Below are 14,714 nucleotides of genomic sequence, written 5' to 3' on the forward strand. Positions count from 1 at the left end.
ATGTCCTCCTGTCATTCTGATGACAGGTGAACATCCCCATTTAAATTATCGTACACGTTGTTATTACATCCGTTCATCGAAGTGTTTCTCAAGAAAGATAACCTTTTTCCGAGAGTTGTTCATATCTAACCTTTACGGTTAAGCTTCATGATGACCCGATCCAGGATGAACCCCACACCGCCCCAAAAAATCAAATGGAACAAGTATATCAACGGCCTGAACAATGAGTTCGTCTCTGGATTTGTATTTATTTTGGTCAACCAGTCATTCAGCAACGGATTTATAGGATTCGTTAGGTAAATCAGAATATTCTTATCATCGTTCCCTGATAGATTAATAAAACATACGGTTAGCGAGAAAATAACAAACCAAAAAGTCAGCTTTTTCAGAATGTTCAGCATGACGAGTGGGTAAACCTCCTCTCAAGTATGATGATCCCTTTTGAGAAGCTATTTTTTCCATTCATTTTCTAATATGCTCATCTCGATTAGATTCCAGAAGGTATCTTCGTATCTTCTCGCATCACGAATAAGTCCTTCTTGTACAAAGCCCGCTTTTTCATAACATCGGATGGCTGAGACATTAAAATCAAATACGCCCAGACTGATCCGGTGTAACTTCTCCTCTTCAAATCCAATTCGAAGTGCCTCATCGATCATTTGCTTTCCATAGCCTTTACCCTGATATGGCTTACCAAGAAGCACCTTACCGATACGTCCTGAACGATTATAGCGATCGATACCGCCAAGAGCAATATGGCCCACAATCTCCTGAGTCGTTTCATCCAGCACTTTATAAATGAACTTATTCGAAGTGTTCTTATCATTCGCACCATGCAAATAATCTGCTAGCTGTTCTCTGGAAAGTGGATAATGGAACTGCGGGCCAGCCCACTGGAGCAGAAACGCTTCATCTCCACTCCATTCGATTAGTTGATCAAAATCTTCCGGTTCAAAGTATTGGAATGTAATCATATTGATCTGCCCTTTCTTTTTTATGTCATATCATAGTCTATTTCAGTTCTCTTGTGTCGGCATGATGAGTTTCATCAAACGCTTTGTTTCTTATATTCATTTCACGGATGGAGTTCTGAACCCAATTCATTCTAGCTAATAAACAGATAACTCCACCCAAAACGCATATCGCGCCTATCCAATAATTCAGCGCAAAATTCACTTGATAATCACTCGGAGTATAACTTCCAGCTGCTGCTGACTGGAATGCTGCATACCCTAGCTTGGGAATCACCTCTTCAATCATTTTCGAGATCGTAATAATCACAATTCCTAACATGATAAAGAGTAATGAGAAAATAATGTGTACATGCTTCAAAGAAAAGCTACCTCCTTTACAATCCAAATCGCGTGTTTTTTGGCACTACTTGCATCTTAGAAGCCGAACGACTTCGCCATCGATCAATCCCTCACTTACTCTCTGAAAACCAAGTGATTCATACAGATTCCCGGCGATACCATTTTCCGGCCTGTGTCCAATCATGATGCATTTGCAATTCAGCGATTCTTTCATTAGATCAATCAACTTCTTAAGCGATTCTCTTCCATAACCTCTGCCCTGATATTTGGTATCTATCATTAGCGCAAGAAGCCAATAGTTATCGTCATGATCTGGCTTATCTGAGTACACAGCAAAACCAACCAGATCCGAATCAACATAGATGGCCATGGGTCGAAAATCGGTCACAACCTTGGATTCAGCAATCCAATATACAACCGGCGCGGGAAAACTTTTTTTCTGTTCTTCGGTTACACTCAGTTGGGTGCATGCATACCAATTATCCACCGACACACTTTTTAAATGAATCATAGATTGAAATTCCTCCTAGTGAGAATTACACAGAGGAATCCCTCAGAACCCTTCCCTGGGTCCTCTGCGCTAGACAAAAACACCTCTGGCAACTCCATTTCTTCTACTCAGATTCGTATTGTTTCTCATAGCACATCACTCCTCTCACATATTTAAGCGTTTAAACGAATTTTTCCGATTAAGCCTTGCCAAAGCTCGCTTGCAGTGTCCATTCTAATCTGCACAGCCATTCCCTATGTACATCTGGATGAGCATTCTTGATTCGGTTCATGATCTGTATTACTTTGGATGTGGAATATGCCCTAATTAGATCATTTGTTACTTCAATATCTGTACGTTCTGTGTATGCATTTAAGAAGACTTCTGACAGATCCTTTGCCATGTGAGGATAATGAAGATGCACAAACCACACCACCCATGCGATATCAAACAACGGATTGCCCCATCCTGCCCACTCCCAGTCCAAAATGAATATTGAATCGTTGGATAACATGACATTATGTGGTCCGTAATCTCCGTGAATCAGAGTTTGCTCCCCATGTTCCGAAATGTCCAACACTTCTTTTACCATGCTTTTGATTCCAGAGGGGATAAACTCCAGTTCCTCCACATCAATAGCGGACTTCGTTATGACTGGCAGCTCTGCTTCGCAATCATATCGTTTGATGGAGTGCACGTCTCTGGCGAGATATATACCAAGCTGCTCATAAATCTTTCTGCCTTGGTCACGTCCATTTTGATCCAGCAGCATCTGTGCGTTTATACCTGGAACGTAATCCATCATAACAAACAGCCTGTTTTCTTTTTCAAAGCAATCATGTATTCGAGGAGTCACACCAGAATGATTTAACAACGTTAGCGCGTTTATTTCTGTCCGTGCATCTGTATTATCTACATGATAGATTTTAGCAATCATCTGCGGATCAGTTCCCTCAAGTAAAAGAGTCGTATTGGTATAACCACCCGTTAGTTTAACAATGTTCACATTTGGAAATCTGTTTAACAAGATGTCATTGTTCACTTCATGCATTCCTTCTTTCTTATTCCTTGAAGTGCAGTCCTATTTTATACAAACTCAAACCTAATCTTCGATCTCTGAAAGCACAGGGCTATGTTTAATCAGTTCAGCGATTTCAAAAGATTTATTGGCTCCTAACGCTTCCCTAACAGCTTCAACCCCCTCTGACTTCCAGACCGAACAGACATATTTAGAAAAAGCATACCCATTCAAAGCATATCCACTGTCCTGCAGCCGCTTGAATAACTCCAAACTTCCCTCTACCTTTTCAATATCTGTCAAGATACATGCCAGATTGTTCATCGCAATGTGAATAGCTCTCTGTGAGTTATTGGATGAATTCAATTGTTCCCAGCTACCTACAACTTCCTCTTTTTTTATTTGACCTAATGCTGACCAGTCGATCTTGTTTACCAAATTCATCGTTTCATCCAGAAGCAGATTTACTTCTCTAACGTCACTGGAATGATACAGATAGGCCAGACGCTGTTTGTTATATGTAATCCGGGCAAAAAGAATATTGGACCATGTATCATCTTCTTGTATGAGTTGGTTCATATTTTCAAGCACACTGTCCATTTCACTGTATCTCTCCAAAACCCAAAGCGAACCACCCAAAGCCCGATGGCTCTCGAATCGAGCACCTCGGTTGGTATCCAACTTCGGGGCATGATCACAAGCATATTGGTACCAATCAACCCAATGATCAAAGTAGTTCCCCCGAGATAATGACAACGCTTGTGTTGAATCCGAAACGATCCAGTGTAACTGCTCGGGGGCGAGGTTTTCTTTCCCCCATTCGAAGAATGCCCGATGATTCGCATAAAGATGTTCAGGCTCTCTTAACAAGGCGTAACCATCGGAAATATTCCAGTAGACCCAACCTCGTTCATTGACAGATAGCTTGCTGGATTGTTCATATTTTTTGAGCAAATCAATCATACCCTGATGATCTCCTCGCACTACAGTTTCCTGGAAAGCTTGAGCGATATTCATTCCCATCCTCCGTCTCTTAGGAAGCTTAGTCTGTCATAGACAGTGTCCGAGCACCGAGCAAGTAAAGCTTAATTCAAACGTACACAGTTCTTACAATGGCTTCGTGCCGCAAGCTGTAATGAAATTCATCATGGCATAGGCTTCCGGCGAATGATTTATCGCTTCAGAAGCGTGTTGCAGCTGAGCAAATTCCTCCGAACTGATCACACCTTTTTCAGCAAAATGTATAAAACGATTGAGATTAAACTGCTGCTTGAAACCTTCGATGCCCAGTACATCACTATGTTGAAGGACAGAATCAATGTCAACATCGATGTATCCGCTCTCAGAAAGGAGACGTGGCAGACTTCTGCCAATTAAGCGATTACCGCCGTGTTGTGCCACATAGTCCGAAATTTTCATTAATACCGTATGCAAAGCAGGAACATCAGGATTCACTGCTCCAAAAACGCCGTCATCTACATCAATAATGGCAAGGCGGCCGCCAGGTTTCAGTACACGATATATCTCTTTTGCAGCTTCGTCAGGATTGTTCAAATGAAGAAAGATAAGTCTTGCCACGACAAAATCAAAAGAATCATCAGGCAGATCCATCTGGTAGATGGATGACTCTACAAATTGTAATCGCTTGGAAGGAATATCTTTCAGCCGTTCTTTGGCTTGTGCTTGCAGTGAACGATCAATCTCAAGTGAGGTAAGCTCGCTGTCCGGCAGACTGTTCAATAGTTGCTCTGTAATGTAACCTGGTCCGCTTCCGACCTCCAATACACGCATTCCATTTTTCAAACCATACCACTCTAGATTTCGGAATTCTTTGGACCACCCCATTACCGCCTGCATCTTTAACCTCTCTAATTCCTCTTGTAAACTTAACACTGCCGTTTGGATACTGTATGTTGAACGCGGATCACTCATATATTCTCTCCTGTTCTTAAGTAGAATAATAAAAACATATATCCTTAGACCTTCTTCTTCCCTAGGAAAAGAGCAACCTTGTGCTGTTTATCGATCGTTCCACCTTCAGCATCAATGGAATCTTTGACTCGCTCCAGAAGTGAACGCCGAACATCAATAGAAAGCTGCTGATGTTTGGAATTGGTATTTAATAAAGCGACATATTCTTCGCTGGAGCAAGTCTGTATCCAGTTATACTCCTTAACCTCAATATCCGTGAACAAGCCGGATTTTTCTGTTATTTCTTTACGCTCCTGGATAACTTCATCTGGCGAAGGATATTGAGAATCATCCAGATGAGGGGCTAATGCTATGTAGTGGGAACGAATTTCATTGTGTAGCTGGTCATAGACCGGTACATGAATCGTCCAGAAAAGACCAATGCCGCCTGTATTCTCTAGCAATTCCCAAGCCCGGTGGTAACCAACTTCCGGATCAATGAAGTGAAAGGCCGTTCCTGACACAATCAATTGAAATAGCTTTCCTTCGTTATTCCATTCCTCAAAGGAAGTGTTGATTACTTGAATCGATGGATATGACTTGAATTTGTCTGCGGTGAACTGTGCCAAGTTACTGCCTAATTCAATACAGGTGATGTTTGTATAATCTTTGCTCACCAATCCGCCTGTGGCCTGTCCCGTTCCGCAGCCAATCTCAAGAATGGAATCCTCTTTATTAAGATTCAGGTATGTAAAAATATCATCAAACATTTCACTCGGATAGACAGGTCTATATCGTTCATATTCATCTGCTACGAGATTAAATGTTTCCTTATTTTCCAAGTTCGCATCCTCCGATTTCAATTGTGATTTTCCCATAATACATTGACTAAACTTACCATATCTTATTATTCTTGATAGTAAGAGGATAAACCTTTCAATAATAGAATGATGATAGTTCAAGTTCAAATTATATATCCTGAAGGACTGAGGTGTTCTTGTGAAAAGTATATTTGATACGATAAATGCTGCTGAAATTACAGAGCGCATGGATCAACTTAGTGAAAATTCCATCCCTGAATGGGGCACGATGCAGGTCTCTCAAATGCTGGCTCACTGTTCAGCATTTCATGATATCCCCTTAGGAAATGCTTTTCCACCTAGAGGATTACTTGGGAGACTTATAGGACGGTTCGCAAAACCAATGTTTTATAATGACAAGCCCTTGCCCCATAATATGTCTACGATCCCGACAATCATTATTGATGACCATCGACAGTTTATAGCAGAAAAAGAAAAACTCGAGCAGCAGATTAATATCTTTCAACAAGGTGCTTCAGAAAAATTCTCGCGCCACCCCCATCCCTTCTTCGGAAAATTAACAGCCGAACAATGGGGTAAAGGCATATATAAGCATTTAGATCATCATCTAAAGCAATTTGGAGTTTAGCAGGTAATACCCGGAACTTATTGGTTTCTGGATTACATTCTAAATAGCAATAACTCAACTTCATTAACCCAATCTCCTTCTTCGTCAGCCAGTAAAGTCTCCCAGCCAAGTAGCTTAGCAGAATGTAAATTTTTCTCTTGATCATCTATAAATAGAACCTCTTCTCCAGCTACCAGGAAGGTTTCGACCCGTTGGTATATCTCAATCTCAGGCTTGCATAGACCCACTTGATTAGAGATGGTTATACTTTTGGTAAATGAGCTTAAACGGCTCAGATTCGGCTCAATCCATTCCTTGCAATGATTGCTGAGTAGATGGATATCGGCGGACTCACTCCATCGTTCAAGGTATTGATCGGCTGGTAAGGGAACAATTGAATGGTACAAGATGTCTTTCGCTCGGCTTATTGATAATTCGGGATACATCTCCTTCAACGATTGCCAGAACTCTTCTTCCCTCATCATTCCTGTCCAGAGCTTTCGTTTGATTCCTGCAAAATGTGTACTTTCAAAGATTCTGCCGATAGGTTGGTTTCCTGACTCATATCTTTCCAGCACGTCAACGACATATTACTTAACAAAACCCCTGCGATATCTAAAACGATCTGTGGTCTGCCTTTCATTTTATCGACCCCCAAGTTCATCTAATACGACGTATAACAGGCCTAAAGTTACTTAAAAGCATCATGTGGAAGGACAGCATGCACACCCTTAACGCCATTTACAATTTGGGTGATACGCAGGTCAATTACCGCGCTTCCAAGTGCAATCGCTTCCACTCGATCTAATCCGTACAACTCACCCATCAGATTGAGCATGCCGTCTAATGCTTGAACCGTAGCCTCATTCAGATCTTCATGAAAACCGAAGGTAATCCAGCCGGATGGCGTATGTGCACGAGGATTGGTCAAAATCATATCATCAATCACATTAAGCGTGACATCCACCACTTTCATCAGACATTCAATGGCCTGACAGCTGCCTTCACCGTCTCCCTGCCGTGCATGACCATCACCAATCGCGAGATAACCTCCGTCTACGGGGATAGGTAAATATAATTTACTTCCCTGCACCAGTTCCTTGCAGTCGATGTTTCCTCCACAATAGCGAGGCGGCCAAGTCGTATGAATTCCTCCTGACTCTGGCGGCATGCCCACTACACCCATAAACGGCGAGAGAGATACAGTGAAGGACTTTCCTTTTATTTCACAGGTTCCATTCATCGTTTGGCGATCAAGTGTCCAGTTCAGCGACAGTTCTTCAACCTCTGTTAGATGTAACTTCTGGTTCTGCCAGTTCGGATATCCGCCAGCGGAAGTAAACCCGTAACTCCCGGGTACGATCTCATTAAAAACAATCTCCAACGTCTGCCCTTGCTTCGCCTCATCGATATAGACCGGACCGATTAAGGCATGACCTCCATCTTTTTCACCTTGTCGATTAAAAGGTTTCATGCGTTCCGCATAACTCACACCCGTTCCCCAGCCCGCATCCAGCGTCTGAAAACGAATGGAGTCACCAGATTTCACGCTCAATATGGGAGTTACCTCATTGGTAAATAAACCAATCAGATTTTCCTGAGTTAATTCAATCGTATGAGTACTCACTACAATCCCTCCCTGATTTGGGATACATATTATATTCAAAGCAAGCAACATGCTGTATTCCGTGCCGGCCCCTAACTGCTAAATCCTTTACGCTTCAAGGTTGATAAGATATTTCTTCAACTGTTCCATATGATGCTGATCATGCCATATAAAATCTTTAAGGTATTGGGGAATATAAAATACGTTACCCTCTGCGTCCAAATACGTCTGATGAAGCTGTTCTTCCGATAACCCTCGAATGTCATTCATAATTTTATGGCGGTACGTGATAGCCTTATTTACGATTTCGGACGTCACTGTTCGGTTCCCGTACTCAATAGCTTTGCGATTAAACTCTTCAAAATTGGTATGTTTCAACGTAACTTCCTGCTTCAGCGCAATCTTCTCAATCGCTTCCTTGTAAAAATATCGGTCCCATAACATGATATGACTTACTAGTGATTTTATCGTCCAATTCCCTTCTTCCATGCTTGAATTCCATATGCTCTCGTCGAGATGAGTCATCGTCTTGACAAACAACGCCCATTCTTCAAAAGTTTGAAGCAAATCTTCAATCTCTTTGGTCATGATTACATTTCCCCCTTCTATCTTTTTGAAATGATTCACTGCTCTATATGTTCTCTTCGGTTCCGATTCATCCATCCCAAAGCATAATCAACCATCTCTCTTTGGGGTATCATATAACTCACAGCGTTCCCTACCATTCCTTCGGTAACAGCGTTAGTCTGGATCTTAAACTCATTAAAAATTAATTCAAAATCATCCGATTCATTGTTAATATCATCGTATGTAGTCCATTGTTCAAGTCCATCCACCAGCATTTTTACTCCCCAGACTTTTGGCTTAACAAATGTATTCTGCTGTTTATATTCGGCCAGGTGCAAGGAGGTGTTACTATTTGTAGGTGCACCAAGTAACAGAATGTATCCACTCAAATCATAGATTTTTCCTAACGGAGATTTCTCATTTAATGCATAATGCAAGTTGTGATCTTCCGTTATCCGTTTTGCCTCTTTCCCCCAGGCAGCAAAAGACATGTGCGGATGTGAGCTTCGAAACACACCATCTTGCCTCCGAAACACCTCAGGAATGATGCCCATATACGAGGTTGGTGTTAAGTCAGGATAATAAATAGGCATATTGTCTTTGATAAACTCAATTTCCTCTGAAGACAGGTTCGCGTCATGCTCTGAAGGTTCACAAAGATGTTCTGTTTGAGTGGGCATGACAATGGTTCCATTGGTTCCAACGGCTTCTTCCAGAGCTAAAATAACACTTACCGGGCCGCCTATAACCTTACCTGTTGCTTTGAAGGAGGAATGAACGATTATCGTCATGCCCTTCTTAACACTAATCGTCTTAAATCATTAATCAGAGTGTTTTTTGTAATTCCACCTGTTATCATATGAACCTTTCATCCCACACTGTATTGATAATTCCCCGTCTAACATTCCATTCTTTCCGCATTTTTCGTTTTACGGCAGCCCGCTCTTCTATGGCCAATTCCAAAAAGCGCATATCATCTTGGATCAACATTATTCACCTCTCTAATAAGTACTGCATAAGCGCTTCTCTCGTCATTGGATGTAGAATAACATCTTCCGAGTTCATCATGCGTTCTGCCAAATTGGAATCTTTGACTCTGCGGCCCCATTTTCTCGAAAAAGACCTCCAGTCACATACCATTTCTATAAAATATTTTTGTGGCATAGGCAGAGCTTCTTTTGTAGTTCTGTTTACAATCCAGTACTCCCAATGATGTTTATTATGATTCTGGTGATGTAACCATGCGTTCTTCCATCTTAGTTCTGTATCTTCATCTTTACGACCCGCATAAAACTTGATTGCATAAGGAATAAATTCTTGAGGACAAAACTTGGATAAATCATGAAGTAACCCCTGTGCATATAAACCTTCATGCCAGCACTCGATTAAAACATTCAATTTATGTTCAGTTACATATAAAAAGTACCTCCAATATGCAGAAAGCAATGTCATCCCCCTAACCTACTATGTTCGAACCCTACAGCTTCCTGGCATGATTGAACCAGTGTATCCCAAAACTCTTGAAATCTGAGTTTACTACAGCCTCCCTTAAAGGATATAAATTCGTTGTAAATCGCAGTTTAACTCCTCTGGCAAAAGCCTTTCTACCAAGTGAACTACTTTCTCTATGTAGCTTGGTATAATCACCTGATCGGAAATATAATACCCAGCTGTTTTATTAAAAAAATTGAAAGGACGCTTCATCCAGATGGTATCGATATAACGTTTGTAGTACGATCCTTGAATACCAATCTCTTTCAACAGTTACAATGATATCTGCATCCGTGTGATTAAAAAAACAACTCATTGTTTACATCACTGGTCTCTATTGTTCTCCTCAATACAATTCGAGGACAATCATTCTCTTCAATTCATACAGTGAACCTTTATTCACTTTTAAACAGCGTATTGATAATCATCTCGGCACATTCCTCAGGTGTATGCACACTCGTATCCACCGAATAACTATACTGAATGTCGGAAGCCATAATTTGATGTTGCTCATCCGATTGCTCTTCTCTGCGATCACCACGCTCAATGTTACGCTGACGACAGATATCGAGAGGGCAATATAACTCAACGATATCCAGTGGATACCCTTCAAAAATCTGTTTGACTTGTTCATAATGCGGCGCAAGCTCCGGTCTTTCCACAAGTATGCCATCGATCAGTACATGCTTGCCATGGTCTGAGAATACTTTTGCCGTATGATACATCATTACAATCGCTTCACTCAGATACTTCCAGTAATCCGTCTGAAGATGTTTATCCCCGATCGTATTTTCAAAAAGATCATTAGCGACCACATAGAAAAACGGATCATCGTATGATTGCATCGCCTCTACAATTGAAGTTTTACCAGAGCTCGTTACACCGTTCAAAAATATAATTTTGCCTTTTTCCATGAAAGTCATCTTCCTTTGCTTAAGTATAATTTTGTAAACGCAATACAGCGTGTACTACGTGTGTTTCATTGATTTTTTGAGCAGCATGATCTGGCCAATATGATAGGCATTATGAATACATAGATTCGATACAACTCCCCACCAAGGCGCGTTGAAATAAGAAGGAATTTCACGGGTCAGTTTATGTTCATCGCTATCTTCGAGTGCCCTGTTCCAATCACTAAAAACGGTTTTCAGTCTATGTAGTGTCTTGCGCCACTCCACATCGTTCAGGTTAGACGGATCTATGTCAAATGTATCCTCATTATTCACTGAATGCAGCCCGTCGACCTGTTCGGCAACATATCTCTCAAGCCACCTCTCATTCCAGAAAACAAGATGATTGACGATCGCCCAAATGGAATGCTCTCCCTCATTCTTTACATAAGCGGCTTCCGCAGCATTGAGGTCTGTCAACATATCATGAAGCGGAGTAAACCAGCTCTTGTCATGATAACAGGCGTTTAATTGGTCTATGAGAATAGCTTTGTAACTCATCGTTGCACCTCACTCAAAATAATATAAAATTTATCCGTTCATTGAATTCGTAATCTCCATCACAAGATCTTCTGACATATTTCTGCCAATGATCTCGTATTGAAGTGCCTTCCCATGCACATCCTCTTCGATCCATATCAATTGGGAAGTTTCGTTATTGACAACATAAAATGTTTGGACGCCACGTATGGCTATTTGCTTAACCGTAGTACCATCATGATCAGGCAACGTGATTCGGCTCTTTGTTGTTCCAAAAATATTAAGTTTATAACCACCGTATTCTTGATACGTGATGCTCATGCCCACAACCCTCTTATTTGGCTTCAGATCTCGTATCACTACATTGCTGCCTGACCTGTTACTTTCTTCAACCATTTCTTCGATTTCTTGCGGAGTTAAATTATCAAATCCATAAAATACATGAATGGCATCGATATCAGAATCAATCGGAAATTTCGGCTGCCATGGAGAATAAAGTTTCTGCAATTGTTCGAACCCGTCTTCCCATGGAATGGCTGCATAATTGGTCTGTTGCGTGAATTGGTTCTCTGTAACATCTGCGGTATAAATCGCCTTCCCCTCACCAGGCTTTAAGTCAATGACGATCCGGTCAATCGCACTATCTTTGCGTAAGGATTCAATTTGAATTTTTCCAAGCACATCTCCGCTTTTGTTTTTAATATCCATTGGTGTTGAACTCCTTCCCTTTCAAATACCAAAATACCTTTCGTTCTTCATACAATAGTAGCTAAGCGCGACAGAAGATAAAGCGATCATAAGGACTCCAAGTATGTAAATGGTCCGCAAGATATCCCCGTAACCATAACTTGTCGTTTTTTCGTCTGAGATAAAAACCTTTTGGAAAATCAATATCCTCCGTAAGGGCTTCAGATGCTATAGTAATGGAGCCGGACGGAGCTTTCTTCTCCTCTGAAATATGGGTAGAACCTATCTCAGGCTGATCCAAATATTGCAGTCTTAAATAAGGTCCTAACTCAACCGGACAACATTCCAACCCAAGTTCATTTGCTCTTCGAAATAACTGGAGAGTCGTAGCACCATCCGAAAATCCAAGTTGTCTGACGGTCAACTCGACCGTTTGCAAGTTTCGCTTCATACTGGAAACTATAAATCTCTCATCATTTATCAACTGTTCTCCATATTTATTCAATAGAATAGAGTGTTCGTCCAGTTTCTCAATAAGTTGTGGCTTTGTTAAGCCACCAACGTTTACAATTCTTATTTCAACTGAACCGTCAGGGTATACTTTTTCATCTTCAATCAATATCCGTATCCCCCTAATCTAGTTTTCTTATATTTGACTTTATATTTCAAACGCAGTCACTCACCTTGTTCTGAATCCGTTTACATACAGACCCCGGTAAATGATAGCAGCAGACCAAAGGCTCCTCATTAGAAATTCAATTCACAATTCCCCATATGTGACCTCCACACTTGAGATGTATAGACCCTACCACCCTTGCAATGTTATACAAGATTTAATTTGAGCAATATGATGCTGTCCGTGCCATACAAATCTTTGAATCGCGATATCCAATGTAGTTGTACCTAACACTTCTGTTCGGAGTTTTCGTCTAAACTGATTGGGATGTAAACCATACAACAGCGTGAGAAGTCGCTTGTGCAGTATCTCCATCAGCAAAATTGAATCTTCGAGGGGCATACTCCTGTAATCATGTAATGATGCCCATAAATCCTCTCGATATGAGCTCGCCACTGGTTCATCTTCAGTTAACGCTCTCTTGAATCTGATATAAGCGTTCATGTCATTGTCTGCAAGGTGGTGCACAATCTGTGTAATCGTCCAACCACCATCACGATAAGGAGTACAAAGTTGATCATCGTTGAGATGTTGTGTAATTTCTCTTAAGGACTTCGTAATTCCGGGAATTTGACCTATGATGTGTATTCGGTCCTCATTAGAGAATTTAAGACTTGGCTCAAAGTGTCCGATCGGAAAGCGTATATTCTCATCCAAAGTTGACCACCTCTCCATTTCTCTACTATAGAACCAAATCATATCCAATATAACCCACAATGTTCCATTTGCGAAGTGTAAAAGCAAAAAAAAGAAGCAACCTCTAACTTGGGTCGAATGGTGTTTGTCTAGAACATCACCAACCCAAGAGAGGAGCAACTTTAAGGTGGAGTCTACCCATAATGCAGAGCTTATAGAGTGTCATATGGAGTATATTTTTCTCCAATTTATTGAGGTTTCGTCTGCGGGCCAAGGAAGTAAGTCCGATGCTTTATGTATTGTTAGACGACCCTCATTACTCCTTTACGTCAGGGCCCCCACATCCTATAATTTGATATCACATCCATCAAGAGGTTTGTCACTTTCAATAAGTTTTACCGCTTCAATAATAGCATTCTTTTGAAAATCATTAAGATTCTCTTCCTTCCCATTCCAATTGTTAAGCCACCAAAAGAAGGAACTAATATTTCTATATTCCATAAACAAAGGGATCCTATGGATCCATTCTTGCTCAATGCTGTTCTGCTTGAAATAACCTTCTAGAAATTCATTTAAGAAATGCTTTGCAAATTCATGTTTCGATCTCCAAGCCTTATAATGTGAACCCCACCAAACAGCGTGAGTAGCGGCGATTCCAATATCAAGTGCAAACCACCCGTACAACGAATCATCAAAATCAAAAACAGTTATTTCCCCTTGATCGATAAGAAAATTATAAGGATGAAAGTCATAATGGATCAAACCGTATGATTCTTTGTTTTTAGGCAGGTTTTTCATTTCCTTTTCAATTGTTCTGAGTTTATTGAGGAGTATTTGATAATTACCAAAATGTAAATGTGGATTGTTTATTTCCGCTACATTCCATTCCATCCTTTTGTCTTTCAAATCGCCAGGATCATAAGATTTTGTCAACCGATGCATTGACCCCATTGTTTCGCCCCATGTTTTAAACAAGCTCTGTCCCCATAATTGTGGATCGCTATCGAAAAAAATGCCAGGAGCTCCTTCGAACACAGTTGCAATATAACACTTTTCATAGTGGTTACATACAGCAGTTAATTCACCTTCTATAGTTTGGATTGGCAAAGCTGCATGAATCCCTCTTTCAACTAAATACCGTACCCAATGGACTTCTGCCTTAATATTAAGCTCAAATTCAACTGGTTTTTTAGATAAACGTAAAAAATATTCCTTATTCCCTTTATTAAACCTGTATACTTCATTACAAGAGTTGCTTACGAACTTTAACGTATTAGTATCAAATCCAAATGAATTAGCTGCTTGAGAAAGTATTTCATTACCAACCAAAATGATTCTCCTTTTCTACTTCAATGTTAATTCATTCAAGTGTGAGTTTCGGAGTGTTTCATCTAACGTTCCTGTATTCACTAACCAGCTTACGCAGGGTGTCCGGAGAATGCCGGATAGAGAGCTAATCTC

Annotated in this window: 21 protein-coding genes; 1 reads left to right on the top strand and 20 read right to left on the bottom strand. The window is 40.7% G+C overall.

Translation table 11 applies throughout. The annotated features are described in order from the left end of the window. Positions 1-125 precede the first annotated feature (125 nt). The 8 genes from QF049_RS11340 to QF049_RS11375 form a co-directional block, all read right to left on the bottom strand. Positions 126-401 carry a hypothetical protein gene (locus QF049_RS11340; protein ID WP_307537472.1) on the bottom strand — a complete coding sequence of 92 codons (276 nt, stop codon included), beginning with the start codon at positions 399-401 and terminating at the stop codon, positions 126-128. Between the two features lie 48 nt (positions 402-449). Next, entirely contained in the window at positions 450-974 is a 525-nt protein-coding gene (locus tag QF049_RS11345; RefSeq protein WP_307537474.1) for a GNAT family N-acetyltransferase, read from the bottom strand. A 37-nt stretch (positions 975-1,011) separates the two neighbouring features. Beyond that, positions 1,012-1,332, bottom strand: a complete 321-nt coding sequence (locus tag QF049_RS11350) for a hypothetical protein (RefSeq protein WP_307537476.1) — start codon at positions 1,330-1,332, stop codon at positions 1,012-1,014. 45 nt (positions 1,333-1,377) lie between these two features. Continuing rightward, positions 1,378-1,824 (bottom strand): GNAT family N-acetyltransferase, encoded by a 447-nt coding sequence (locus tag QF049_RS11355; protein ID WP_307537478.1) that lies wholly within the window; start codon positions 1,822-1,824, stop codon positions 1,378-1,380. Positions 1,825-2,002: 178 nt separating this feature from the next. Further along, on the bottom strand, positions 2,003-2,809 hold the full coding sequence (locus QF049_RS11360; protein ID WP_307537481.1) for a phosphotransferase family protein: 807 nt from the start codon (positions 2,807-2,809) through the stop codon (positions 2,003-2,005). A 96-nt stretch (positions 2,810-2,905) separates the two neighbouring features. Further along, on the bottom strand, positions 2,906-3,838 hold the full coding sequence (locus QF049_RS11365; protein ID WP_307537483.1) for a hypothetical protein: 933 nt from the start codon (positions 3,836-3,838) through the stop codon (positions 2,906-2,908). 90 nt (positions 3,839-3,928) lie between these two features. Next, entirely contained in the window at positions 3,929-4,753 is an 825-nt protein-coding gene (locus QF049_RS11370) for a methyltransferase domain-containing protein (RefSeq protein WP_307537485.1), read from the bottom strand. A gap of 44 nt (positions 4,754-4,797) precedes the next feature. Further along, positions 4,798-5,574 carry a class I SAM-dependent methyltransferase gene (locus tag QF049_RS11375; RefSeq protein ID WP_307537487.1) on the bottom strand — a complete coding sequence of 259 codons (777 nt, stop codon included), beginning with the start codon at positions 5,572-5,574 and terminating at the stop codon, positions 4,798-4,800. A 157-nt stretch (positions 5,575-5,731) separates the two neighbouring features. Between QF049_RS11375 and QF049_RS11380 the strand changes: the two genes are divergently transcribed. Beyond that, complete coding sequence (locus tag QF049_RS11380; protein WP_307537489.1) at positions 5,732-6,181, top strand: DUF1569 domain-containing protein; 450 nt, start codon at positions 5,732-5,734, stop codon at positions 6,179-6,181. 32 nt (positions 6,182-6,213) lie between these two features. On the opposite strand, the gene QF049_RS11385 is transcribed toward QF049_RS11380, so the two are convergent. The 12 genes from QF049_RS11385 to QF049_RS11435 form a co-directional block, all read right to left on the bottom strand. Continuing rightward, positions 6,214-6,738 (bottom strand): HAD-IA family hydrolase, encoded by a 525-nt coding sequence (locus tag QF049_RS11385; RefSeq protein ID WP_307537492.1) that lies wholly within the window; start codon positions 6,736-6,738, stop codon positions 6,214-6,216. Positions 6,739-6,851: 113 nt separating this feature from the next. Then, entirely contained in the window at positions 6,852-7,787 is a 936-nt protein-coding gene (locus QF049_RS11390) for an acetamidase/formamidase family protein (RefSeq protein WP_307537495.1), read from the bottom strand. 87 nt (positions 7,788-7,874) lie between these two features. After that, positions 7,875-8,354 carry a DinB family protein gene (locus tag QF049_RS11395; protein ID WP_307537497.1) on the bottom strand — a complete coding sequence of 160 codons (480 nt, stop codon included), beginning with the start codon at positions 8,352-8,354 and terminating at the stop codon, positions 7,875-7,877. Positions 8,355-8,389: 35 nt separating this feature from the next. Continuing rightward, entirely contained in the window at positions 8,390-9,124 is a 735-nt protein-coding gene (locus QF049_RS11400; protein ID WP_307537499.1) for an AAC(3) family N-acetyltransferase, read from the bottom strand. Positions 9,125-9,326: 202 nt separating this feature from the next. After that, positions 9,327-9,785, bottom strand: coding sequence for a DUF5662 family protein (locus QF049_RS11405; protein ID WP_219845134.1), 459 nt, complete (start codon positions 9,783-9,785; stop codon positions 9,327-9,329). A 226-nt stretch (positions 9,786-10,011) separates the two neighbouring features. Next, positions 10,012-10,140, bottom strand: a complete 129-nt coding sequence (locus QF049_RS31375; protein WP_373428230.1) for a DUF6886 family protein — start codon at positions 10,138-10,140, stop codon at positions 10,012-10,014. A gap of 79 nt (positions 10,141-10,219) precedes the next feature. Then, complete coding sequence (locus QF049_RS11410; RefSeq protein WP_307537503.1) at positions 10,220-10,738, bottom strand: phosphotransferase-like protein; 519 nt, start codon at positions 10,736-10,738, stop codon at positions 10,220-10,222. A gap of 54 nt (positions 10,739-10,792) precedes the next feature. Beyond that, entirely contained in the window at positions 10,793-11,275 is a 483-nt protein-coding gene (locus tag QF049_RS11415) for a DinB family protein (protein WP_307537505.1), read from the bottom strand. A gap of 30 nt (positions 11,276-11,305) precedes the next feature. After that, positions 11,306-11,962 (bottom strand): DUF4367 domain-containing protein, encoded by a 657-nt coding sequence (locus QF049_RS11420; RefSeq protein ID WP_307537507.1) that lies wholly within the window; start codon positions 11,960-11,962, stop codon positions 11,306-11,308. Between the two features lie 61 nt (positions 11,963-12,023). After that, complete coding sequence (locus QF049_RS11425) at positions 12,024-12,563, bottom strand: helicase (protein ID WP_307543210.1); 540 nt, start codon at positions 12,561-12,563, stop codon at positions 12,024-12,026. 183 nt (positions 12,564-12,746) lie between these two features. Next, entirely contained in the window at positions 12,747-13,316 is a 570-nt protein-coding gene (locus QF049_RS11430) for a YfiT family bacillithiol transferase (RefSeq protein ID WP_307537509.1), read from the bottom strand. 282 nt (positions 13,317-13,598) lie between these two features. Then, the gene (locus tag QF049_RS11435; RefSeq protein WP_307537511.1) at positions 13,599-14,582 is read right to left on the bottom strand and encodes a phosphotransferase enzyme family protein; all 984 of its coding nucleotides are present in this window, start codon (positions 14,580-14,582) and stop codon (positions 13,599-13,601) included. Between the last annotated feature and the right edge of the window lie 132 nt (positions 14,583-14,714).

Source organism: Paenibacillus sp. W4I10, assembly GCF_030816325.1.
Taxonomy (GTDB): Bacteria; Bacillota; Bacilli; order Paenibacillales; family Paenibacillaceae; genus Paenibacillus; species Paenibacillus amylolyticus_B.